Genomic DNA, 22,773 nt, shown 5'->3' on the forward strand with positions numbered 1-22,773 from the left:
TGTGGTTACTCCTTGGCCGCGGCGGCGTTCGTCGTGTCGACGATGTCCTGCGGGGTGCCCTTGCCGGCGAGCATGTTGACCACCGACGTGTTGAGCGCGTTGCCGACGTTCTGCCCGAACAGCGTGTCCAGCCAGACCGTGACGTACGGCGCCTCGTTGTAGGCCTCGAGGATGGAGACGAGCGCGGGCTCGGTCACGACGCCCTGCGCCTCCTTGCTCGCCGGGAGGGTGTGGAACGCGTTCGCGTACGCCTCCTGCGACTCCTTCGTCATGATGAAGTTGAGGAACTCGCCGCACTCCGCGGGGGCCTGGGCCGAGCACGAGAAGCCGTCGACGCCGCCCATCATCGCGCCGGGCTCGCCGTCACCGCCGTCGACCTCCGGGAACGGGAACCACTGCAGGTCCGCGAGCGGCTTCTCGTCCGGCGTGAGGGACGCGATGACGCCCGGGTTCCACGCGCCCATGAGCTCCATGGCCGCCTGGTGGTTGGCGATGAGGCCCGCGGACGAGCCCGCGCCCTGCTGCGCCGACGTGGTGAGGAAGCCCTGGTTGAAGGGCTCGGTCTCGGCGAAGGCCTGCAGGTCCTCGCCGGCCTTGAGCCAGCACGGGTCGTCGAAGCTGCGCGACGCGGCCGCCTCGTTGAGCGTGTCCTGCGAGCACTCGCGCAGGGCGAAGAAGTAGTACCAGTGCGCGGCGGGCCACGCGTCCTTCGCGCCGAGCGCGATGGGCGCGATGCCGGCCGTCTTGAGCTGGTCGACGACGCCCTCGAGCTCGTCGAGCGTCGTGGGCGGGGCGCTCACGCCGGCCTGCTCGAACAGGTCCTCGCTGTAGTACACGCCGCCGGGCAGGATCGAGACCGGCATGCCGTAGACCTTGCCGTCGACGCTGAAGGCGCTGAGCGCGGCGTCGCCGACGGCCTCGCGCGTCGCGTCGTCGATCGCGTCGGTGAGGTCCTGCGCCTGACCCGCCTCGACGACGTCGGCCAGCTTGCCGCCGCCGCGCGCCATGAAGATGTCGGGCGCGTCGCCCGAGTTGAGGGCGGTCTGGAGCTTGCCGTCCATGTCCTCGTTCTGGATGGCCTGGATGTCGATCGTGACGCCGGGGTTCGCCTCCTCGAACGCCGCGACCGTCTCCTCCCAGTACGCCTTGCCCTCACCGGTGGTGGAGTTGTGCCAGAACGTCATCGAGACCGAGCCGTCCTCCGAGCCGGAGTCGCCGCCGCCTCCGCAGGCCGTGAGCACGAGGGTGCTCGCCATCGCGACGGCGGACACCGCCAGGAGCTTCCGAGACTTCATCGTTCCGTCCTCTTCGTCGAGTCGCAGGGGCGCGCGCTGCTGGAGCGCGCCGGGCCGCCTCCGCGTCGGGGCCGCCGAAAACGACTCTGGCAGTCGCGGCGGAGTCGTGTCAATCGATATCGATAACGTTTTACAAACGATGGCCGCCACGCCTCGTCGCGGCCGTGCGTCGCCACCACCAGGGGCTACTGTCTCCCCATGCGCTCCACGGGAAGAGTGACGATCGGCGACGTCGCGCGCGCCGCCGGCGTCTCCGTCGCGACCGTCTCCAAGGTCATCAACGGCCGCTACGGGGTCGCGCCCGAGACCTCGCGCCACGTCCAGGAGGTCATCGGCCGCCTCGGCTACGAGTCGTCGATCGTCGCGCGCAGCCTGCGCAGCCGCCGCACCAACGTCATCGGCATCCTCGTCGCCGAGTTCGAGCCCTTCTCGACCGAGCTCCTCAAGGGCATCTCCGAGGCCGTCGACGGCACCGGGTACGAGCTGCTCGCCTACTCCGGCGGGCTGCGCCGCGACGACCGCGTCGGCTGGGAGCAGCGCTACCTCTCCCGGCTCGGCGGCACCCTCATCGACGGCGCGATCCTCGTGACGCCGACCGTCGTCGCGCCCGACACCGCGATCCCCGTCGTCGCCGTCGACCCGCACCGCGGCCCGTCCGGCCCGCCCACCGTGGACTCCGACAACCTCGAGGGGGCGCGCGCCGCGACCGCGCACCTCCTGGCCCTCGGCCACCGCCGGATCGGCTTCCTCGGCGGCCGCCCCGACCTCGAGTCCGCGCGGCTGCGCGAGCAGGGGTACCGCGAGGCGCTCGCGGAGGCGGGCGTCCCGTTCGACCCCGAGCTCGTGCGCGTCGGCGGCTACCGGCCCGACCTCGCGGACTCCCCCGCGCACGAGCTCCTCTCGCTGCCCGAGCGCCCCACCGCGGTCTTCGCCGCGAACGACCTCTCCGCGATCCGCACCATGGAGGTCGCGGCGGAGCTCGGCCTGCGCGTGCCCGACGACGTCTCGGTCGTCGGCTTCGACAACGTGCCCGAGTCGGCGCTCACCACCCCGCCCCTGACGACCGTCGACCAGCCGATCCACCGCATGGGCGCCGAGGCGCTGCGCCTCGTGATCGAGCTCGTCGAGGGCACGGCGCGCGAGACGCACGTGCGCCTCCCCACGACCCTCGTCGTGCGCGGCACCACGCGCGCCGCCTGAGGCGTGGCCTGCGCCGCGTCGGAATCCTGGGGGCCTCCGCGACGTTATGTCAGCAGAACCCTGCCGACAGACCTTGAGGAGGTCACATGGCCCGCCTCGCCCGCCGCGTCCAGGTCGAGAACGACTACGGCGAGATCATGCACTACGTGCGTCACACCGGCGGCGGCCTCGTGTCGCCGCACGCCCGCGTGCCCGAGTCCGTCCCCGTGGGCACGGGCACCTACGTCGAGAAGGGGGCCGTCGTCGGCCCGGGCTGCCGGCTCGGGAACGGCAGCTGGGTCGACCACGACGTGGTCCTCGGCCGCGACGTGCGCATCGGCGACAACGTCCGCCTCGCGCCGGAGACCCGTGTGGGCGACCGCGCCCGCGTGGGCAGCGGCGCACGCGTCGGGCGGCGCGTGCTCGTCGAGCCCGGCGCCGTCGTCCCGGCCGACGAGATCGTGCCCGACGACGCGACCGTCCGCCGCCGCGGCGGGCTCCGCACGGGCTACGACGTCGCGGCGTAGCCACCCCGCGCGGGGCCGACCCCCGCGCGCCGCCGCACCCGGGCAGCGCCTTTCCCGGTGCCGCCCGGGTGCGTAGCCTTGGCGCCCGTGACCTTCCCGCCGAGCGGCCCCGTCCCCCCGCCCCACCGGCAGCAGCCGCACCCGCCGCACCCCGGCGCGGCCGCGGTGCCGCTCGACCCGCGCGCCGTCCTGGAGGGCCGGCCCCCGGGCCGCGCGCGCGTCGGGGTCATCGTCACGATCGCCGTAGCGAGCCTGTGCCTGCTCGTCGGCCTCGTCCTCGCGGCCCTGTCCGGGGTCGGGACGTTCACCGTCGGGCTCCTGCTCGCGCTCGTCCCCCTGGGGATCTGGGTCCCGGTCGTCCTCGCGCTCGACCGCCTGGAGCCGGAGCCGCCGAGCGCGCTCGTCGTCGCGTTCCTCTGGGGCGCCGGCATCGCGACGCTCGTCGCGGGCGTGCTCAACACGCTCGGCCTCGAGCTGCTCACCGCGCCGCTCTTCGGCGAGGAGGTCGGCTGGTACGTCGTCGCGTCGTTCGGGGCGCCGTTCGTCGAGGAGATCCTCAAGGGCGCCGTGCTGTTCGGGATGCTCTGGTTCCACCGGCACGAGATCGACGGCTGGACGGACGGCGTCATCTACGCGGCGATGGTCGCGCTCGGCTTCGCGGCCGTCGAGAACGTCACGTACTTCATCATGGCCGCGCAGGACGGCACGCTCGGCCCCACGTTCGTGCTGCGCGCGCTCGTCACGCCCCTGCTGCACCCTCTGTGCACGGCGCTCACCGGTCTCGGCGTCGCGAGCGCGGCCACGAGCCCGCCCGGCCCGCGCCGCGTCCTCGCGCCGCTCGGCGGCCTCGTCGCGGCGATCGCGCTCCACATGCTGTGGAACGCGTCGACCGGGTTCGGCCCGCTCGCGCTCGGCGTGGCCTACCTCGCAGGGCTCGGCGTGCTCGTCACGCTCGTCGTCGTGCTCGTGCGCGACCGACGCCGCACCGTCGCGACGATCCAGCGCCAGCTCGTGCCCTACGTGCCGACCGGCCTCGTCACGCCCGCGGACCTCGCGATGCTCTCGACGCTCGCGGCGCGACGCCAGGCGCGCGACTGGGCACGGCGCACGAGCGGCGCCGGGGCCGCGCACGCGATGCGCGACTACCAGCAGGCGGCCACCGAGCTCGCGCTCCTGCACGACCGCGTCGCGCGGGGCGCCGTCGAGGCGTGGCGGGTCGAGGGCCAGCGCCGCGCGCTGCTCGACCTCATGCTCGCGGCCCGGCGCGCGTTCCTCGTCCGGACGCCGCACCCCGCGCCCGCGCCGTGGTCGCCCGGCGCGCCGTCCGGGTTCACCACCGACGCCTGGGTCCCCGACCTGCGGCGCTGACGCGGACTCGGCGCGGGCCCGGTCCCGGTGACTACGCGTCGCGCGACGGGGTGCGGATGACGAGGACCGCGTCCACGGGGGCGCCGTCGAGCGCGCGGTAGGAGTGGTCGGCGTCCGACACCCACCGGAGCTCGTCGCCCTCCTGGACCACCGCCTCGGCGCCGTGCCGCCCCGCGCGCAGGCGGCCGCGCGTGATGAGCAGGTGCTCGACGACGCCCGGCCCGTGCGGCGGCGAGGTGCGGTCCGCGTGGGGTTCGAGGTGGAGGTGGTAGACCTCGACGGCCGTGCCGTCCGGCAGGTGGTGGGCGTCGAGCAGGCGTGCCGTCACGCCCTCGGAGGAGACCTCGGAGCCGGCACGCTCGGCGAGCAGCGTCGCGAGGGGGACGCCGAGAGCGCCGGCGAGCGCGTACAGGGTGGCGAGCGTCGGGTTGCGCGCGCCGTGCTCGATCTCGGAGAGCGAGCCCTTGCCGATGCCCGCGGCCGCCGCGAGGGCCGACAGCGACAGCCCGCGCTCGGCGCGCAGCGCCCGGATCTGGGCCGCGACCGCGGCGAGGTTGTCGCCGCCCGGGCGCTCGGCCGCGCCGCGGGGGACCGCCGCGGCGTCCCCCTGCGACCGTGCACCCGCACGCCCCGCCCCGTCGCTCACGAGCCGCAGCCTACCCGCGCACGGTGCTCGCGGCGCCTGGTAGCGTTCCGTTCACGGAACGCTCGCCTCGCCGCACCAGGAGCAGCATGGACCCCGCACCGGACCGCCTGCGCCCCGTCCTCGCCGGGCTCGTCACCGCGCTCGTGGGCTTCACGAGCTCGTTCGCCGTCGTGCTCGCGGGGCTGCGCGCCGTCGGGGCGACGCCCGACCAGGCCGCGTCCGGGCTCCTCGCGCTGTGCGTCACGCAGGGCGCCGGCATCCTGTGGCTCACGTGGCGGCACCGCACGCCGCTCACGCTCGCGTGGTCGACGCCCGGCGCCGCGCTCCTCGTGAGCACCGGCGCCGTCACGGGTGGCTGGCCCGCCGCGGTGGGCGCGTTCTGCGTCGTCGGCGCACTCGTCCTGCTCACCGCGCTGTGGCCGCGCCTCGGCGACCTCGTCGCCGCGATCCCCGCGCCGATCGCCCAGGCGATGCTCGCGGGCGTCCTCCTCACGCTGTGCCTCGCGCCCGTCCGGTCGCTCGTCGCGACGCCGCTCCTCGTGGCGCCCGTCGTGCTCACGTGGCTCGTGCTGCTGCGCGTCGCGCCGCGCTGGGCGGCACCGGCCGCGCTCGCCGTGACGCTGGCCGTCGTCGGGTACGAGGCCGTGGACGGCGGCACGCTCGCCTGGTCCGACGCCGTCCCGCGCCTCGACCTCACGACCCCCGCCCTCTCGTGGCAGGCCGTCGTCGGGCTCGCCGTGCCGCTCTACGTCGTGACGATGGCGTCGCAGAACGTCCCGGGCGTCGCGGTCATGGCCTCGTTCGGCTACCGCGTCCCGTGGCGCGAGGCGATGACCGTCACCGGTCTCGCGACGCTCGCGGGCGCGACCGCCGGCGGGCACGCGATCAACCTCGCCGCGATCTCGGCCGCCCTCGCCGCAGGTCCCGAGGCGCACCCCGACCCGCGCCGCCGCTGGGTCGCCGCGCACACCGCCGGGTGGGCGTACCTCGTGCTCGCCGTCGGCTCCGCGGGGCTCGCCGCGCTCGTCGCCGCGGCGCCCGCCGGGCTCGTCGAGGCCGCGGCCGGGCTCGCGCTCGTCGGCACGCTCGGGGCGGCGGTCGTGGGGGCGGTCGCCGAGCCGCGCGGGCGCGAGGCCGCCGTCGTCACGTTCCTCGTCGCCGCGAGCGGCACCGTCGTCGCCGGGGTCGGCGCCGCGTTCTGGGCGATCCTCGCGGGGCTCGCCGTGCACGCGGTCCTCACGGCGCGTCGTCGTCCCGCAGGGGCGCCGGCCGAGCCGCCGCGCGAGCCCTCCACGGCGTCGCCGCCGCCCCCGACGACGTCGGAGCGCGAGGCGTCACCCCGCGGGGGGACGTCGGCCCGGCCCTGGCACACGGCCTAGCGTGCGCCCGCCGTCGTCGCGTCGACCGGGTCCGGCCCGAGGACGGGGAGGTTGTCGCGGAACACGTTCGCCGGGTCGACCCGGCGCTTGATCTCGCGCAGCCGGTCGAGCGTCGCGGGCGGGAACGCGTCGGCGAGGCGCGCCGCGTGCGTCTCGGGGCGCCGGTCGGTGTCGAAGCTCAGGTACATGCCGTCGAACACGTCCGCGAGCGCGTCCCACCGCGCGTCGAGCCGCGACCGGCTCGCGCCCATCGCGACGACCGAGAAGCGCGCCGACCGGTGCGCGTACGCCGTCGCGTCCGCAGGGACGTCCTCCGCCGCGCCGCCCGTGGAGCGGATCTGGAAGAAGTACGTGTCCCCGCTCAGGACGAGGCCCGCGAGCCGGGCCGCCGCCTCGGGCGTGAGGTGCTCCAGCAGGCCCGAGCGCGACACGGGCTCGCCCTGGCCGCCGTGCGACCCGGGCTGGGGCGCGGAGACGACGGCGTCGTACGGCACGATCTGCGCGGTCGCCTGCGCGAGCAGCGGGGCGATCGCCGCGAACGGCTGCAGCCGCGCGAGGACCGTGTCCGGGTCGTCCGAGTCGACCATCGTCATCGACTGCGCGACGACCGGCTGCCCCGGGCGCGGGCGCCCGACAAGGAGGAAGCTCGTCGTGTCGCGCGGCGCCGCCTCGACCGTCGCGCCCCAGCGCTCGAGGAACCCCGCGAGGTCGGACGCGTCGTGCACCATCTGCGCGAACCCCACGCCCGCGACCTCGTCCGCGACGAGGTCGAACGACGTGACGATCCCGACCTGCGAGCCCGCGCCGCGGACGGCCCAGAACAGGTCCGGGTTCTCGTCGTCGCTCGCGCGCACGACCGACCCGTCGGCGAGGACCAGCTCGACCGCGCGCACGTGGTCGATCGTCAGGCCGTGGGCACGGCCGAGGAACCCGATGCCGCCCGCGGTCGCGAGGCCGCCCACGCCGACGCCCCCGTAGTCGCCGGACGTGATCGCCCAGCCGCGCGGCGAGAGCGCGGCCGCGACCTCGCCCCAGCGCGCGCCCGGACCGACGCGCACGAGGCGCGCGGCGTCGTCGAGCACCTCGATCGTGTCGAGCGCGCCGAGGTCGACGACGACGCCGCCGTCGTTCGTCGACCGCCCGCTGATGCCGTGGCCGCCCGAGCGCACCGACAGCGGCACGTCGCGCGTCACGGCCTGGGCGCGCGCGAACGCGAGCGCCTCGACGACCTCCGCGGTGTCGCGGGGCCGCAGCACGAGCCCCGGGGACCCGCCGCGCAGGTAGTTCGAGCGCACGCCCGCGTACGCGGCGTCGCCGGGCTCGACCGCGCGCTCCGCGAGCGTGGACGGGATCTCGTCGTAGGCGATGCCGTCGCGGCGCGCGGCCCGGACGGCGAGCGGCACGACGCGCGACGTGTCCGTCCCGCGCGCGGCGCGCTCGTGCGCGACCTGCTCGCGGAGCGCGGGGACGACCTCCTCGGCGAACCGGCGCGTGGTGCGCTCGTCGTCGGTCGCGAGGACGAGCGTCGAGACGCCCTCGTCGAGCACGAGCGGCAGCAGGCGGTCGACCCACGCCGCGGGTGCGCCGTGCAGGTCGGGCGCCCCGCCGAGCCCGTTCGCGCCGTCGGCGTCGTCGAACGTGCCGGAGACGTTGAGCAGGCGCGTGATCTCGCGCGGGTCGCGCCCCGCGGCGGTCGCCGCGGCGTCGATGCGCGCGTTGCCCGCGCGCAGGCCGTCGAGGCCGACGCGTCCGAGCGAGGGCAGCCACCCGTCGGCCCTCTCCCCCACGAGCCGCAGCATGCGCGGCCCGAGCGCGCCGAGCCACACGGGGATGCGGCGCGTCGTGCCCGGCCCGGGCGTCGCGCCGTCGAGGCGGTGGTGGCGCCCGGGGACGAACAGCTCGCTCTCGCCGTCCTCGCCCCAGATCGCGCGGATCACCTCGATCGCCTCGGCCAACGCGTCGACCGACTCGCCCGGGGTGAGGCGGTCGACGCCCATCGAGACCATGGCGTCCCAGAACGCCCCGGCACCGAGCGCGAGGTCGACGCGGCCGCCCGAGAGCAGGTCGAGGCTCGCCGCGGCGCGCGCGAGCACGGCCGGCGGTCGCATCGGCACGTTGGCGACGTCGGGCGCGACGTGGATGCGCTCCGTCGCGGACGCGACGTACGACAGCAGCGTCCACGTGTCGAGGAAGCGCGGCTGGTACGGGTGGTCCTGGAACGTCACGAGGTCGTAGCCGAGGTCCTCGGCGAGGCGCGCGAGCCCGACCGTCGCCTCCGGGTCCTGCGCCGAGGGCGTGACGAACGTGCCGAAGCGGAGCGGGTGGCCGTAGTCGGTCATGCGCGCACCTCGCCGTCCGCCGTCGCGCCGTCCGGAGCCGCCGGCGCCGGCGCGGGGACCCCGCGCGCGGCCGCGACGAGATCGCGCGCCGCGGGCGCGACCTCCTGACCTACGACGGCGAGCGTCGTCGGGTCGTCGCCCATGACGACGTACGTGGACACGCCGTGCTCGAGCGTGACCTCGGCGATCTGCTCGGCCCACTGGCGCGGCGAGCCCCGGAGGAATCCCCCGCCGCCGTCGGCGCTGAAGCCGCCGCCCACGTTGAGCAGACGTCGCACCGCGCGCGGGTCGCGGCCCGCGTCCTCGGCGGCCGCGTCGATCGTCGCGTTGCCCCGCGCGAGGGCCTCGAAGCTCTGGAGGTACGGCAGGGACGGGAGCCAGCCGTCGGCCTTCGCGCCGACGAGGCGCAGCATGCGCGGCTTGAGCGCGCCGACCCAGATCTCGACGTCGTGCGCGGGCGCGGGACCGCGCTTGGCGCCGTCGACGTGGTGGTGCGCACCGCCCGCGACGAGACGCTCGCGCGTCGACGTGTCCCACAGACCCCGGATCACGTCGATGCCCTCGGAGAGGGCGTCGACCGACTCGCCGGGCGTGAGGCGCTCGCCGCCCATCGCGACGATCGGGTCCCAGAAGCCGCCCGCGCCGAGACCGAGCTCGACGCGCCCGCCGGAGAGGCGGTCGAGGCTCGCGACGGACCGCGCGAGCACGGCCGGCGGGCGCAGCGGCAGGTTGAGCACGTTGCCCGCGAGCCGGATGCGCTCGGTGCGTGCGGCGACCCAGGACAGGAGCGTCCACGTGTCGAGGAACGCCGCCTGGTAGGGGTGGTCCTGGAACGTCACGAGGTCGAGGCCGACCTCCTCGGAGAGCTCGGCCAGCGCGACCACCTGGTGGGGCGCCGCGGCCGACGGCGTGACGAAGGACCCGAAGCGCAGGTCGTGACCGTAGTCGGGCATGGCTCCTCGCGATCTCAGAATGCGTTGTCTCACAGAACGTATCGGTAACAGATAGATGGTGCAACAGCATTCCCGCGGTAGGCTGGGCCGATGAGCACGAGCACGACGACCGCCACGACGCGCCCGACCGAGCTCCCCGGCCGCCTGGAGGACCTGGGCTGGCACCTGGGCGTCCTCCTGCGCGCGTACCGTGCGACGGTCGAGCACGCGCTGGAGGACGTCCCCCACGGCGCGCGGGGCTACCAGGTGCTCGTCACCGTCGCGCAGGGCGACCACCCCACCCAGCTCGCGCTCGCCGAGCACCACGGCATCGACCGGACCGTCATGACCTACCTCGTCGACGACCTCGTCGCCGCAGGACTCGTCGAGCGGCAGCAGAACCCCGCCGACCGCCGGGCCCGACGCGTCGTCGCGACGCCCGCGGGCCGCCGTCGACTCGGCGCCTGGGCCGGCACCGTGCACGACGCCGAGGAGGAGATGCTCGGCATGCTCGCGCCCGACGAGCGCGCCCTCTTCCGCACCCTCATGCGCCGCGTCGCGTGCGGCGTGCGCGACGTCGACGCGGGCACCGACCCCTGCACCGTCGCAGAGCACACCCTCGGCAGCACCCCGACGCCGAGCTAGGCCCGGCGCCGGAGCGCGCCCGAGGCGAGCCGACGCCGGACTGCGCGCCTACCAGGGCGAACGATGCGGGAGGCGAGCCGACGCCGGAGGGGCCGGTGGTGGTGCCGCGCCCCTCGCGTGCCCGCCCGGGTGGCCGACACCCAGGGCGAGTCGACGGCGGGAGGGGCGGGTGGTGGTGCCGCGTCGTGGCGGGCCTGGCGGGAGCCGCGAGGAACGAGCGGCGGATGGTAGACGCGGCACCACCACCCGCCCCGACCTCCCGGGCCGCCCCGATCGACCCCGAAGGACCCGAACGACCCCAAAGGAACCCGAAGGATCCCGAGCGCTACCGCGGCAACGGATCCGCCGCCGTGGGCGACGCCTCGGCCTCGACGACGGCCTCGCCCGCGTCGCGCCCGCGCAGCGGGTACAGCCAGAAGCACACGAACGCGAGCACCGCGACGAGCACGGGGACGCCGCCGAGCAGGAGCCGCACGCCGGTGGAGACGGACTCGGGCTGCGCGACGTCGCCCGCGCCCTCGACGTACCCGCTCGCGCCGAGCACGGCGGCGACGAGCACCGCCTGGACGATGACGGACCCGCGCACGACGAACCCGTTGGCGCCGAAGTACATGCCCTCGCGGCGCAGCCCGGTGCGCCGCTCGTCGTCGTCGATGACCTGGGCGAGCGCGACCTCCAGCACCTGCATGAGGCCGGCGACGCCGACGCCGACGGCGAGGCCCGCGGCGGCCGCCCCGAGCACGGTGGACGGCAGGAGGTAGAGGCACGTCGCGAGCCCGTAGACCGCGACGACCCACAGCATCGCGGAGCGCGGGCCGACGCGGCGCACGACCCAGGACCACCCGACGATCGACGGGATCGCGGCGACGAAGATCGGGGCGAGGAGGAACGTCGCGTCGGCCTCCGCGCCGCCGACGACGTAGCGCACGTAGAACGGGATGGCGGCGAGCACGATCGCGGTCGTGCTCTGGAGCAGGAGCGACCCGAGCACGTAGGTGACGAACGCGCGGTTGGCGAACGTGTACCGGAGCTGGTCGCGGAGGCCGACCGCGGCCTCGCGGTCGCGCACGGCCTCCTCGTCGACGGGCCGCTCGACCATGCCGACGAGCGACCACGCGAAGAACGCGAGGCTCACGACGGCGAGCAGCAGCGCCATCCACGTCCACCCGAGGGTGCCGTAGAGCAGCGGCGCGCCGGCGGTGCCGAGGATCATCCCGACGAGGCCGAAGATCTGGCGGGGCGCGTTGCCGCGGGCGCGCTCCGCCGTCGTGCGGAAGATCTCGGGGAAGAGCGCCGACACGTTGAGCACGACGACGACGTACGCGACGTCGTACACGGCGACGACGAGCAGGAACCACACGACGAGCCCGGTGGGGCCGAGCGCGGGCGGCATCCACACGAGCGCGAACGCGACGACGAGCGGGACGACGCCGAGACCGATCCACGGGACGCGGCGGCCCCAGCGGGTGCGGCGCCGGTCGGACGCCGCGCCGACGAGCGGGTTGAGGACGGCGTTGAGGATGCCGTGCGCGATCATCGCGCCGGCGACCCAGCCGGCGGGCACGCCCAGGTGGTCGACGTAGAAGTAGACGACGAACGCGGAGAACGTCTGGAGCAGCAGGTTCGCGGGGAACGCGGACGCGGCGTACGCGACGGTCCGCGCGCGCGACGGCGCACCGGCGAGGCGGCGGTCGCGCACGCGCGCGAGCAGCCCGGCCGGCGGCGGCGTGGGCGCGAGGCGGGGCGCGCTCACCGCTCGCCCCGCTGGACCGCGCGCAGGTCGCGCCAGCCGACGCGCACGAGCCCCTCCTCCGCGACGACCGCGGACACGGCGGGGTCGGCGAGCAGGCGGCGCTCGAAGCCGCGCTTCGCGACGCCGTAGTCGGCGACGTCGCCGAGCTCGTCGTCGTCGAGCATCGGGTGCAGGTAGATCTCCGTGACACCCGCGGGCACGCGGCGCAGGAGGTCGAGGAAGCCGGAGCGGACGTCCTCGTAGTCCTCCTCCTCCACCGTCCCCTCCCCCGCGAGCTCGAACGGGTGAGTCCACAGGCGGTCGACGAGCACGACGCCGAGCGCGTCGGCAGCGGCCGTCGCCTCGTCGAGCAGTCCCTGCACGTCGCCCGGGGGCAGGAGCATCCCGTCGGTGGTGCGCGGCAGCCGGAACGGCAGCCCGTGCCGGGCGGCGAGCCCGAGGACCTGCGGCAGGAACGACCGGCCGGTCTCGAGCCCGTAGACCGAGCCCATGTGGTTGTCGAGGTGGGTCACGTCGACCCCGGCGGCGAGCGCCGCGTCGACCTGCGCGGCGAGCTCCGCGGCCACGTCCTCCTCGCGCGCCCGCTGCTCGACGGCGAGGACGTCGCGGTGGAAGTAGCCGGCGTCGTCGACGAGGGACGTGCCGCCCCCGGTGAGGGGCCGCCAGCGGTACCGCGTCCACTCGCTCGTGAGCACGAGGTGCACCCCCACGTCGACGGGGTGGGTCGCGGCGAACGCGAGCGCCTCGGGCGCCCACGCGCACGGGACCATGAGGGTCGCGGAGTCGATCCGCCCGGCGAGGAGCAGCTCGGAGACCGCGCGGTTGGCCGCGCGGCACATGCCGAAGTCGTCGGCGTTGAGGATGATCGCGCGCGCGTCGGGTGCCAGGCCCAGCCGCGTGACGAGGTCCGACGGCGGCCTGCCCGCGGCGTCGTGCGCGGTGCCGGTCACGACGCCGCCTCGTCGCGCTCGTCGGGTACCGCGGCCGTGTCGGGCTCGCCCGGGTGGGCCGCGGCCGCGCGGAACACCTCGTCGCGCAGGGCGTCGCTCGCCGAGCGCGCGGCGCCCACGACGACCGCGTCGCACGTGAGCTCCGACGGGACGACCTGGACGGGGAGCACCGCGAGCTTCTCGGTGAGGAAGCGGCGCACGCGGTCGGCGATGGGCTCGCGCGCCGCCTGGTTGGTGAGGACGAACAGCTCGGGCTCGACGACGAGCGCGACCGACGCCGCCACGACGGCGATCCGCTCGGCGACCTCGTCGAGCACGTCGCCCGACGCGACGTCGCCGTTCTCGGCGCGGTCCACGATCTCCTGGACGCTCACGGCGTCGCGCAAGCCGTTCTCCTTGGCGATCGCCGCGAGCGACGTGGCCCCCAGGGTCTCGGCGCCGAGCGAGCGGCCCGGGTGCGGGAGGAACGACACCTCGCCGGCACCGCCCGCCGCGCCGCGGTGGAGCCGCCCGTCGAGCACGAGGCCCGCGCCGAAGCCGTCCCCGAGCCCGAGGACCACGAACGAGCGCACGCCGGCCGCGACGCCGTCGCGCTGCTCCGCGAGCGCCGCGAGGTTGACGTCGTTCTCGAGCGTCACGGGGCAGCCGAGCGCGTCGACGAGCGCGTCGTGCAGCTCGGTCCCGCCCTTCTCGAAGCCGGGCACGCGGCGGATCGTCACGTGGTCGGGCCCGACGATCGCCGGGACCGCCGCGACGGCGCGCGTCACCTCGACGCGCGTCCCCTCGGGGAGCCGGGCCTCGACGTCGCTCACGCACGCCCGCGCGAGCTCGGCGGCGGCGCGGGCCCGCGCCGTGGGCGTCGCCTTGACGTCCCGGCGCTCGGCGCGCGCCCGGACGGCGCCCGTGACGTCGACGAGCGCGACCCGCACCCGGTCGCGCGCGACGTCCACGCCGAGCCCGAACGCGTAGTCGGGGTCGATGCGGTAGAGGGTGGCGGCCGGGCCGCGGCGGTCGCGGTCGAGGCCCGCCTCGGTGACGACGCCCGTCGCCTCGAGCGCACGCAGCGTCTGGGCCACGGTCGTCTTGGACAGGCCGGTCGCCGCGACGAGGTCGGGCCGTGCGAGACGTGCGCCCGCGGCGAGCGCGTCGAGCACGGCGCGGGCGTTGAGGGTCCGCAGGAGGGCGGGTGTACCGGCGGGGGTGATGTCCATCTGGTCTCCGTCGAGCAGTGGGTGCGGTCACGTCGGTCCGGGCCGAGCGGGTAGGTCGGGAAGTTTCCTACCCGCCGGGAGACTAGCGCTGGCGTCGTGCGGTTGTCGACGGCGACCGGCCGCGCCGGGGACGGGGCTGTACCGTGGCGTCGTGATCCGCCGAGCCCTCGCCCGCGCCTACTGGGCGACCAGCCGGTGGTCGCTGCGCTCCCAGCCCTACGACACCGGTCGCCCGACCCTCCTCGTCGGCGCCCCGCACACGTCGAACTGGGACTTCGTGCTCATGCTCGCGATCGCGTGGAGCACCGGCATCCACGTGCGCTGGCTCGGCAAGCACACGCTGTTCGCGGGCCCCGCGGGACCCCTCATGCGCGCGCTCGGCGGCATCCCCGTGGACCGCCGCGACCCGAGCCGGGTGGTGGCCGACGTGGTCGCCCGCATCCAGGCCGGCGAGGTGTTCTCGCTGGTCGTGACGCCCGAGGGCACGCGCGGCGCGGGGTCGTACTGGAAGTCGGGGTTCTACCGGATCGCGCGTGAGGCGCACCTGCCGGTGACTCTCGGGTACGTCGACCGCACGACGATGACGACGGGCCTCGGGCCGACGATCGAGCTCACCGGGGACGTGCGCGCCGACATGGACGTCGTGCGCGCGTTCTACGCCGACAAGTCGGGCGTCCGCCCGGCGCTGCGCACCGAGCCCCGGCTCCGCGAGGAGGACGCGGCCGCCTGATCCCGGCTGCTCGGGCGGGCTCGCGCGCAAGCGCGCCGGACAGCCGCCGCCCACCCTTCCCGGGCTACGTGATCCCCACACGTTTTCACCCGCTGGGGGCGTGCGGGAGGCCCCGTCCGCCCCGGTCGCGGCACCGCGGGAGCCGCACGATCCTGGCGCCTCGGGCCCGCGGGGTACGGGTGTTCCCGTACCCGGGAGCCGGCGTGCGTAGTCGTTGAGCGGAGGTCGCGGGGCTGCCTACGGTCCACGACGTCACGGCCGACGGTGCGGGCTCCGCACGGCGTCGGCCCTCCCCGACACAGGAAGCGAGTCCCCCATGAAGCGACTCCGCGCGGCGCTCCTCGCCGCCGTCGTGGGCGCGAGCGCGATCGTCGCCCCGATCGCGATCGCCCCCAGCGCCTCGGCGCACGGCTGGATCACGTCCCCGCCGAGCCGGCAGGACCAGTGCGCCACGGGCGCCACGTCCTTCGACTGCGGCTCCATCAAGTACGAGCCGCAGTCCGTCGAGGCCCCCAAGGGCTCGATGCAGTGCTCCGGCGGCAGCGGCTACGCGATCCTCGACGACGAGTCCAAGCCCTGGCCCCGCACGACGACGGGCCGCGACGTGACCTTCCAGTGGAAGCTCACCGCGAACCACGCGACGAGCGTCTGGGAGTACTTCGTCGACGGCGAGCTCTTCGCGTCGTTCGACGGCGGCAACGTACAGCCCCCGAAGGACATCTCGCACACGCTCACCGGCCTGCCGCTCGGCGAGCACACGATCCTCGCGCGCTGGAGCGTCGCGGACACGGTGAACGCGTTCTACAACTGCGTGGACCTCACGGTCACCGCGGACGGCACGAACCCCGGCGGCGAGAACCCGGGCGGGGAGAACCCCGGTGGCGAGAACCCCGGTGGCGGCGAGCCGGGCGAGTGCACCGACGCGGCGTGGTCGTCGACCGCGACGTACACCGGCGGGACGAAGGTCTCGCACGAGGGCAACGTCTACGAGGCGAAGTGGTGGACGCAGGACAACGTCCCGGGCGCCGAGGAGTGGGGCCCGTGGAAGCTCGTCGGCGCCTGCTGACGCGCTGACGTCCCGCGACGGCGGGCGGCCGGTCCTGCGGGGCCGGCCGCCCGCCGTCGTGCTGTCCGCGACCCCACGGCGGCGCCGCTACGCGGAAGCACGTACGGGCTTTGCCCAATTGTCCGCACTCCTGACGTTTCGTAGCGTCAACAGAGCCCGATCCGAGAGCGGCCCGCGANTACGGGCTTTGCCCAATTGTCCGCACTCCTGACGTTTCGTAGCGTCAACAGAGCCCGATCCGAGAGCGGCCCGCGACGAAGCGCGCCGCATGGACCCATGCACCACCGGATGGAGAGCGAGACACGTCATGCGAAGACTGAGAGCGGTACTCCTGGCAGCGGTCGTCGGCGCGGTCGCGATCATCGCGCCCGTGGCCGTCGCCCCGAGCGCCAGCGCCCACGGCTGGATCACGTCCCCGCCGAGCCGGCAGGACCACTGCGCGAAGGGGACGACGTCGTTCGACTGCGGCTCGATCAAGTACGAGCCCCAGTCCGTCGAGGCGCCCAAGGGCTCGATGAAGTGCTCGGGCGGCAGCGGGTTCACGATCCTCGACGACACGAGCAAGCCGTGGCCGCGCACGCAGACCGGCACCACGGTGACGTTCCAGTGGAAGCTCACCGCGGCGCACAACACGAGCACGTGGGAGTACTTCGTCGACGGCGTGCTGTTCAAGACGTTCAACCAGAACGGGGCGCAGCCGCCGAGCAACATCTCCCACACCCTCACGGGCCTGCCCCAGGGCAACCACACGATCCTCGCGCGCTGGAACGTGTCGAACACGGTGAACGCGTTCTACAACTGCGTCGACCTCACGATCGGCAGCGGCGGCACGGACCCGGGCGACCCGGACCCGGAGCCCACCGACCCCGAGCCGGGCGACTGCACCGCGCCCGCGTGGTCCGCGAGCGCCGTCTACCTCGGCGGCGCGAACGTCTCCCACGACGGCCGGAACTACCAGGCCAAGTGGTGGACGACGGGCGAGAACCCCGCGCAGAGCGGGCAGTGGGGCGTCTGGAAGGACCTCGGCGCCTGCTGACCTGACCTGGTCCGCGTCAGCGGCCGACCGGCGCGTCCTCCCGGGCGCGTCGGTCGGCCGCTGTCGCGTCCGGTGGCGCGAGGTCGGCCGCTGCCCGGGGTCCGGCGTCCGGCCGTCGAGGCAGGCCGCGAGCGGTCAGCCGCGCCCGCGCAGACGGTCGATGTCGCGGCGCTCGCGCTTCGTCGGGCGACCGGCCCCGCGGTCGCGCACGGCGACCCGCACGGCGAGCTCCTTGGGCGGCGGGGGCGGGCTCTGGTCGATCACCGCCTGCGCCGCGAGCGGCGCCGAGACCCGCTTCACGAGCACCTTCTCGACGACGAGGATCCGCTCGACGAGACCGCCGCGCACGACGACGCGGTCACCCACCCGCACGTTCGTCGCCGGTTTGGCGCGCTCGCCGTTGACCCGCACGTGCCCGGCCTTGACCGCGGCCGTGGCCTGCGAGCGGCTCTTGAAGACGCGGACCGCCCACAGCCAGCTGTCGACGCGCGCGCTCGTCGTCTCGGTCGTCGCCACCCTCCGAGCCTACGAGACGTCGGTGCCGTACCGGCCGGGCGCCGACGCTCGCCGGCAGCCGTCGGGGTGCGGGCCCCGGGCAACCGTGTCACGGTGGTGCCAGGCCATTCGTGACGAGAGTCCCTTTGGCCGGACCTGTCTGACCGGAACGGAGACTAGACATGGGCATCATCGGCTGGATCGTCATCGGCCTCATCATGGGTGCCATCGCTCGCGCGATCGTGCCGGGCAAGCAGAAGGGCGGCTGGATCGTCACCCTGCTGCTGGGGATCGTGGGGGCGCTGCTCGGCGGGTTCATCGCCTCGGCGGTGTTCAACACCGACGTCAACGAGGAGTTCTTCGACCTCGGCACGTGGGGATTCGCGCTCGTCGGCTCGATCATCGTCGTGTTCATCTGGTCGTGGTTCACGAGCCGCAAGCGCACCTGACGGCGTCGGCCGCACCGGCGGCCCGCTCCCACGGACGGCCCGGTCCCCTCAGGGGGCCGGGCCGTCCGTGCGTCCGCCCCCGGCGTATTGCCGTGGACACCCGCGCGGGCGGGCCTCCACGCTGGAGTGCATGAGCAGCGTCGCCGGCACGGCCCTTCCCGTCGTCCTCCCCGAGGGGTACGCCCTGGTGGAGGCCCCGCACCCCGCCTCGCTCGACGACCCGGACGCGTGGGCGTACCGCGCGGTCGCGGACGTCGCGCGCGAGATCGAGCTGGAGACCCACGGGTACGACGACCTCGCGGTGCGCCCGCGGGACGTGCTCTCCGGCATGGACCACCAGGAGTACGAGGCGAAGCGGCGCTTCGTCGTCCTGCGCTCCGCCGCGGCCCGCGCCCTCGCCGAGGACGGCGCCCGGCCCGCGGTGCACGACGTCGTCGCGCACCTGTACGTCGGCCGTCCCCTGACGAGCAACGAGCACCTGGGCGAGGCGTACGCGTTCGTGCGCCCCGCCGAGCGCGGGCGCGGGATCGGCTCCGCTCTGCTGGACCTCGGGGAGCGAATCAACCTCGACGCGGGGCGCACCGTGCTCTTCTCGGACACGAGCCACGGCGTCGAGCCGCCACCCGGACCGGGCGCGCTGGAGGCCACGACGGGCGCGGGCCGCGTACCCGCCGACGCGCCGGGTCCGCGCCTGCTCCGCACGCGCGGCTACGTGCTGGAGCAGGTCGAGCGGCACTCGGTGCTCGACCTGCCGGTGCCGCGCGAGACGCTCGACGCCCACCGGGACGCGGCGCGGGGGCGTGCCGGCGACGACTACCGCCTGCACACGTGGACGGACGAGGTCCCGGACGCGTGGCTCGACCAGGTGGCCCTGCTGTTCACGCGCATGAGCACCGACGCCCCCACGGGCGGCGTCGACTACGGCGAGGACCCGTGGGACGCGCGGCGCGTGCGGATCTGGGTCGGCGAGCAGGCCGAGCGGCGCAACGGGTTCCTCGTGACGGTCGCCGAGCACGTGCCGACGCGCACGCTCGCCGCGTTCACGGTCTTCGCCTACCCCCGCGAGCGCGACGACTTCGCGTTCCAGGAGGACACGCTCGTGCTCCGCGAGCACCGCGGGCGGCGCCTCGGCATGCTCGTCAAGGTCGCGAACCTCGACGCGCTCGCGGTCGAGCGGCCCGCGACGCGGCGCGTGCACACGTGGAACGCGCAGGAGAACGACCACATGCTCGCGATCAACGTGGCCCTCGGGTTCCGCCCCGCGGGCGTGTGGGCCGCCTGGCAGCGGCGGACCGCCCCGGCGCAGGACCGCGCGTGAGCGCCGGGACCCGAACGACGCCCGGCCCGTCGGCGACGCCGCCCGCCGGTGCGGGGCGCGTGGGCGTGCGTCTCGTGCCGGTGCCGGCCTCGCTCGACGCGCCCGACGCGTGGGCCGTGCACGGCACCGTGCACGTCGGCGACGCGATCGACCGCGAGATCTACGGGCACACGGACCTCGCGCTCGACGCGGCGACCGTCGTCACGACCGTGGCGAACGACGGGTACCGGCGCGTGCTGCGCTGGGTCGCGGTGCTCGACGACGGCGCGACCGACGCCGACCCGTCCGGGCCGGCGCGTGCCCCGCGGCCCGAGGACGTCGTCGGCCGCTCGATGGTCGCCCTCCCCCAGCGGGGCAACACGCACGTCGCGGTCGTGTACGTGGGCGTCCACCCGGACCACCGGCGGCGCGGCGTCGGGTCGGCCCTGTGGGACGCCGCGACGGAGGTCGTGCGCGCGCAGGGCCGCCGCGTGGTCATGTCCGACTCGTCGTTCGCCCCCGAGCCGCCGCCCGGGCCGGGCGCGCTCGAGGCCCCGACCGGCAGCGGGCGGGTCCCCCTGGACGACGACGCGACCTCGTTCGCGCTGCGCCGCGGGTTCGCGCTCGAGCAGGTCATGCGGCACTCCGCGCTCGACCTGCCGGTCCCGGCGGAGACGCTCGACCCGTTGCGCGCGGCCGCGACCCGGCGCGCCGACGGCTACCGCGTGCACGTGTGGACGGACGAGGTCCCCGAGGAGTGGATCGACCAGTTCGCGGTCCTGGAGACGCGGATGAGCACCGACGCGCCGAGCGGCGGGCTCGACCTCGAGGAGGACCCGTGGGACGCCGCGCGCGTCCGGACGGCGTCGCGGGAGATCCACGACCGCGGCCAGGGCTACGTCATCGCGGCGGCCGAGCACGCGGCGTCGGGCACGCTGGCCGCGTTCTCGATGGTCGCGTACCCGCACGACCGCCCCGAGGTCGTGTTCCAGGAGGACACGCTCGTGCTGCGCGAGCACCGCGGGCGCAGCCTGGGGATGCTCGTGAAGGTCGCGGTGCTCGACGAGCTCGCGCGGGCGCGCCCGTCGTCGCGGCGCGTGCACACGTGGAACGCGCAGGAGAACGCGCACATGCTCGCCATCAACGTCGCGCTCGGGTTCGCGCCCACGAGCGTCGACGCCGAGTGGCAGCTGAACCTCGACCCGGAGGCCGGCGCCTCCGCCTGAGGGGCCGGGCTCCGAGGCGCCGGACGCCCGGTCAGCGGATGCCGTCGAGGAAGCGGATCACGCGCTCGGTGACGAGCGCGGCGGCCTCCGGCTCGTACGACGGCAGGCTCGGGTCGGTGAACAGGTGCCGGTCGCCCGGGTAGAGGAACAGCTCCGCGTCGGGCGTGGAGCCCACGAGCTCGCGCGCGGCGTCGAGGTCGCCCTCGCCCGCGAACGACGGGTCGGCGTCCATGCCGTGCACCTGCACCGGGACGGCGTCGGGCCACGCCTCGCCGAACTCCGACACCGGCACGCACGCCTCGAGCAGCACCGCGCCCTTCGCGCCCGCGCGCGTCTGCGCGAGCATCTGCGCGGGCAGCACCCCGAGCGAGATCCCGGCGTACACGACGGCGGGGTCGAACCCGTCCGCCGCAGCACGCCCGCGCTCCAGGACCGTGCCGAACCCGAGCTCCTGCACGTGCGCCATGCCCTCGTCGAGGGTCGCGAACGTGCGCCCCTCGAACAGGTCGGGCACGTGCACGACGTTCCCCGCCCCGCGCAGCGTCTCCGCGAGCGTCCGCACCCCCTCGGTCAGCCCCTGCACGTGGTGGAACAGCACCACCTCGGCCATGTCGCCTCCTCGTCGGTCCGCCGGGCCGGTCCCGGCCGCGCGCCGTCGGCGCTCGACCCATCCTGACGCGCGCCACCGACACCCGCCCGGCCCGCGCGGGCTGCGGGCGGCGTCGAGGGGCCGACGGGTCCGTTTCGTGAGGCCACCGGACCATCGACCGCGGGACGGTCGGGGTGGGCGAGGTCCGACGTCGGAAAGTACGTTGGTGGTCATGACCTCGCAGCCCGTGCCGCCGCCGACCGACCCGACCACCACGCCGTCCTGGACCGCGCTCACGGTGCACCGGGACACCGTCGAGCCCGACCTGCGCGCGTGGTTCGCGGCCGACCCGGACCGCGCCCGCCGCCTCACGCACCAGGCCGCCGACCTCACGGTCGACCTGTCGAAGAACCTCGTCACGGACGAGACGATCGAGCTGCTCGTGCGCCTGGCCGAGGAGGTGCACCTCGACGACCGGCTCGAGGCGATGTTCACGGGCGAGCACATCAACGTCACCGAGGACCGCGCCGTGCTGCACACGGCCCTGCGCCGCCCGACGCCGCTGGGCGACGACGAGCACCTCGTCGTCGACGGCCAGGACGTGGACGCGGACGTGCACCGCGAGCTCGCCAAGGTCTACGACTTCGCGGACAAGGTGCGCTCGGGCGAGTGGACGGGCGTCACGGGCGAGCGCGTGCGCACGGTCGTCAACATCGGCATCGGCGGCTCCGACCTCGGCCCGGTCATGGCCTACGAGGCGCTGCTGCCGTACAAGCACGAGGAGATCGAGGTCCGGTTCGTCTCGAACATCGACCCGACGGACGTCGCGGAGAAGACGGCCGGCCTCGACCCGCGCACGACGCTCTTCGTCGTCGCGTCGAAGACGTTCGGCACGCTCGAGACCCTGACCAACGCGCGGCTCGCGCGCGACTGGCTGTGGACCGAGCTCGCGGCCGTCGGGGCGCTGGAGGACACGGACGAGGCCCGGCAGGCCGCGGTCGCGCAGCACTTCGTCGCCGTCTCCACGGCGCTCGACAAGGTCGCGGCGTTCGGGATCGACCCGGCGAACGCGTTCGGGTTCTGGGACTGGGTCGGCGGCCGCTACTCGGTCGACTCCGCGATCGGCACATCGCTCGCGATCGCGATCGGGCCCGAGCGGTTCGCCGAGCTCCTCGCGGGCTTCCACGCGATCGACGAGCACGTGCGCCGCACGCCGTTCGAGCGCAACGTGCCCGTCCTCATGGGCCTGCTCAACGTCTGGTACGTGAACTTCCTCGACGCGCACACGCACGCCGTGCTCCCGTACGCGCAGTACCTGCACCGCTTCCCCGCGTACCTGCAGCAGCTCACCATGGAGTCCAACGGCAAGCGCGTGCGCTGGGACGGCTCCCCCGTGACCACCGAGACGGGCGAGATCTTCTGGGGCGAGCCCGGCACCAACGGCCAGCACGCGTTCTACCAGCTCATCCACCAGGGCACGCGCCTCATCCCGGCCGACTTCATCGCCGTCGCCAACCCCGCCCACCCGCTCGTCGACGTCGTCGGCGACGGCGGCGCCGTCCAGCCGGGCACGGACGTGCACGGGCTGTTCCTCGCGAACTTCTTCGCGCAGACCAAGGCGCTCGCGTTCGGCAAGACCGCGGACGAGGTGCGCGCCGAGG

Annotated in this window: 21 protein-coding genes; 12 read left to right on the forward strand and 9 right to left on the reverse strand. The window is 75.1% G+C overall.

Annotation, left to right across the window (positions count from 1 at the left end; genetic code table 11):
- Positions 1-5: 5 nt before the first annotated feature.
- Positions 6-1,295 carry an extracellular solute-binding protein gene (locus GJV82_RS13955; RefSeq protein ID WP_155099642.1) on the reverse strand — a complete coding sequence of 430 codons (1,290 nt, stop codon included), beginning with the start codon at positions 1,293-1,295 and terminating at the stop codon, positions 6-8.
- A 198-nt stretch (positions 1,296-1,493) separates the two neighbouring features.
- Between GJV82_RS13955 and GJV82_RS13960 the strand changes: the two genes are divergently transcribed.
- The 3 genes from GJV82_RS13960 to GJV82_RS13970 all read left to right on the forward strand — a co-directional run bounded on the left by GJV82_RS13960 (position 1,494) and on the right by GJV82_RS13970 (position 4,369).
- Entirely contained in the window at positions 1,494-2,495 is a 1,002-nt protein-coding gene (locus tag GJV82_RS13960; protein ID WP_024841513.1) for a LacI family DNA-binding transcriptional regulator, read from the forward strand.
- An 86-nt stretch (positions 2,496-2,581) separates the two neighbouring features.
- Positions 2,582-3,001 (forward strand): LbetaH domain-containing protein, encoded by a 420-nt coding sequence (locus GJV82_RS13965; protein WP_024841514.1) that lies wholly within the window; start codon positions 2,582-2,584, stop codon positions 2,999-3,001.
- A gap of 87 nt (positions 3,002-3,088) precedes the next feature.
- Positions 3,089-4,369: a PrsW family intramembrane metalloprotease gene (locus GJV82_RS13970; protein WP_231492876.1), complete on the forward strand. Its 1,281-nt coding sequence runs from the start codon at positions 3,089-3,091 to the stop codon at positions 4,367-4,369.
- Positions 4,370-4,400: 31 nt separating this feature from the next.
- On the opposite strand, the gene GJV82_RS13975 is transcribed toward GJV82_RS13970, so the two are convergent.
- Positions 4,401-5,015 (reverse strand): helix-turn-helix domain-containing protein, encoded by a 615-nt coding sequence (locus tag GJV82_RS13975; protein ID WP_024841516.1) that lies wholly within the window; start codon positions 5,013-5,015, stop codon positions 4,401-4,403.
- Between the two features lie 86 nt (positions 5,016-5,101).
- On the opposite strand from GJV82_RS13975, the gene GJV82_RS13980 reads away from it, so the two are divergent.
- The gene (locus GJV82_RS13980) at positions 5,102-6,394 is read left to right on the forward strand and encodes a benzoate/H(+) symporter BenE family transporter (protein ID WP_155099644.1); all 1,293 of its coding nucleotides are present in this window, start codon (positions 5,102-5,104) and stop codon (positions 6,392-6,394) included.
- Here the strand turns inward: GJV82_RS13980 and GJV82_RS13985 are convergent.
- Together GJV82_RS13985 and GJV82_RS13990 are read right to left on the reverse strand one after the other, a co-directional pair.
- The gene (locus tag GJV82_RS13985) at positions 6,391-8,733 is read right to left on the reverse strand and encodes an LLM class flavin-dependent oxidoreductase (protein WP_155099645.1); all 2,343 of its coding nucleotides are present in this window, start codon (positions 8,731-8,733) and stop codon (positions 6,391-6,393) included. The two genes, GJV82_RS13980 and GJV82_RS13985, sit on opposite strands and share 4 nt — an antisense overlap.
- The gene (locus GJV82_RS13990) at positions 8,730-9,686 is read right to left on the reverse strand and encodes an LLM class flavin-dependent oxidoreductase (RefSeq protein WP_155099646.1); all 957 of its coding nucleotides are present in this window, start codon (positions 9,684-9,686) and stop codon (positions 8,730-8,732) included. Before GJV82_RS13990 ends, GJV82_RS13985 begins: the two co-directional genes overlap by 4 nt.
- A 90-nt stretch (positions 9,687-9,776) precedes the next feature.
- Here GJV82_RS13990 and GJV82_RS13995 point away from each other — a divergent pair, with 90 nt between their 5' ends.
- A complete protein-coding gene (locus GJV82_RS13995) occupies positions 9,777-10,310 on the forward strand; it encodes a MarR family winged helix-turn-helix transcriptional regulator (protein WP_155099647.1) in 534 nt (177 codons plus the stop codon).
- 325 nt (positions 10,311-10,635) lie between these two features.
- Here GJV82_RS13995 and GJV82_RS14000 read toward each other — a convergent pair whose 3' ends face one another.
- The 3 genes from GJV82_RS14000 to GJV82_RS14010 are packed head-to-tail and all read right to left on the reverse strand — an operon-like array spanning position 10,636 to position 14,224.
- On the reverse strand, positions 10,636-12,063 hold the full coding sequence (locus tag GJV82_RS14000) for an MFS transporter (protein ID WP_318657665.1): 1,428 nt from the start codon (positions 12,061-12,063) through the stop codon (positions 10,636-10,638).
- Positions 12,060-13,013, reverse strand: a complete 954-nt coding sequence (locus GJV82_RS14005; protein WP_318657666.1) for a polysaccharide deacetylase family protein — start codon at positions 13,011-13,013, stop codon at positions 12,060-12,062. The genes GJV82_RS14000 and GJV82_RS14005 overlap by 4 nt, the downstream gene beginning before the upstream one ends.
- Positions 13,010-14,224, reverse strand: coding sequence for an ROK family transcriptional regulator (locus tag GJV82_RS14010; protein WP_024841523.1), 1,215 nt, complete (start codon positions 14,222-14,224; stop codon positions 13,010-13,012). The genes GJV82_RS14005 and GJV82_RS14010 overlap by 4 nt, the downstream gene beginning before the upstream one ends.
- A 151-nt stretch (positions 14,225-14,375) precedes the next feature.
- Between GJV82_RS14010 and GJV82_RS14015 the strand changes: the two genes are divergently transcribed.
- From GJV82_RS14015 to GJV82_RS14025, 3 genes are all read left to right on the forward strand, one after another.
- Complete coding sequence (locus tag GJV82_RS14015; protein WP_318657667.1) at positions 14,376-14,954, forward strand: 1-acyl-sn-glycerol-3-phosphate acyltransferase; 579 nt, start codon at positions 14,376-14,378, stop codon at positions 14,952-14,954.
- Positions 14,955-15,270: 316 nt separating this feature from the next.
- Complete coding sequence (locus tag GJV82_RS14020) at positions 15,271-16,020, forward strand: lytic polysaccharide monooxygenase (protein WP_155099648.1); 750 nt, start codon at positions 15,271-15,273, stop codon at positions 16,018-16,020.
- Between the two features lie 307 nt (positions 16,021-16,327).
- The gene (locus GJV82_RS14025; protein ID WP_155099649.1) at positions 16,328-17,056 is read left to right on the forward strand and encodes a lytic polysaccharide monooxygenase; all 729 of its coding nucleotides are present in this window, start codon (positions 16,328-16,330) and stop codon (positions 17,054-17,056) included.
- Positions 17,057-17,191: 135 nt separating this feature from the next.
- Here GJV82_RS14025 and GJV82_RS14030 read toward each other — a convergent pair whose 3' ends face one another.
- The gene (locus GJV82_RS14030) at positions 17,192-17,572 is read right to left on the reverse strand and encodes an RNA-binding S4 domain-containing protein (RefSeq protein ID WP_115943320.1); all 381 of its coding nucleotides are present in this window, start codon (positions 17,570-17,572) and stop codon (positions 17,192-17,194) included.
- 161 nt (positions 17,573-17,733) lie between these two features.
- Between GJV82_RS14030 and GJV82_RS14035 the strand changes: the two genes are divergently transcribed.
- From GJV82_RS14035 to GJV82_RS14045, 3 genes are all read left to right on the forward strand, one after another.
- A complete protein-coding gene (locus GJV82_RS14035) occupies positions 17,734-18,000 on the forward strand; it encodes a GlsB/YeaQ/YmgE family stress response membrane protein (protein WP_024841528.1) in 267 nt (88 codons plus the stop codon).
- Between the two features lie 130 nt (positions 18,001-18,130).
- Positions 18,131-19,318: a GNAT family N-acetyltransferase gene (locus tag GJV82_RS14040; protein WP_155099650.1), complete on the forward strand. Its 1,188-nt coding sequence runs from the start codon at positions 18,131-18,133 to the stop codon at positions 19,316-19,318.
- On the forward strand, positions 19,315-20,523 hold the full coding sequence (locus GJV82_RS14045; RefSeq protein ID WP_155099651.1) for a GNAT family N-acetyltransferase: 1,209 nt from the start codon (positions 19,315-19,317) through the stop codon (positions 20,521-20,523). The genes GJV82_RS14040 and GJV82_RS14045 overlap by 4 nt, the downstream gene beginning before the upstream one ends.
- 31 nt (positions 20,524-20,554) lie before the next feature.
- Here GJV82_RS14045 and GJV82_RS14050 read toward each other — a convergent pair whose 3' ends face one another.
- Complete coding sequence (locus tag GJV82_RS14050; RefSeq protein ID WP_024841530.1) at positions 20,555-21,133, reverse strand: dienelactone hydrolase family protein; 579 nt, start codon at positions 21,131-21,133, stop codon at positions 20,555-20,557.
- Positions 21,134-21,344: 211 nt separating this feature from the next.
- On the opposite strand from GJV82_RS14050, the gene pgi reads away from it, so the two are divergent.
- The coding region (pgi, locus tag GJV82_RS14055) for a glucose-6-phosphate isomerase (protein WP_155099652.1) at positions 21,345-22,773 on the forward strand (1,429 nt) is incomplete at its 3' end.

It is taken from the genome of Cellulosimicrobium composti (assembly GCF_009711085.1).
GTDB classification, from domain to species: Bacteria; Actinomycetota; Actinomycetes; order Actinomycetales; family Cellulomonadaceae; genus Cellulosimicrobium; species Cellulosimicrobium composti.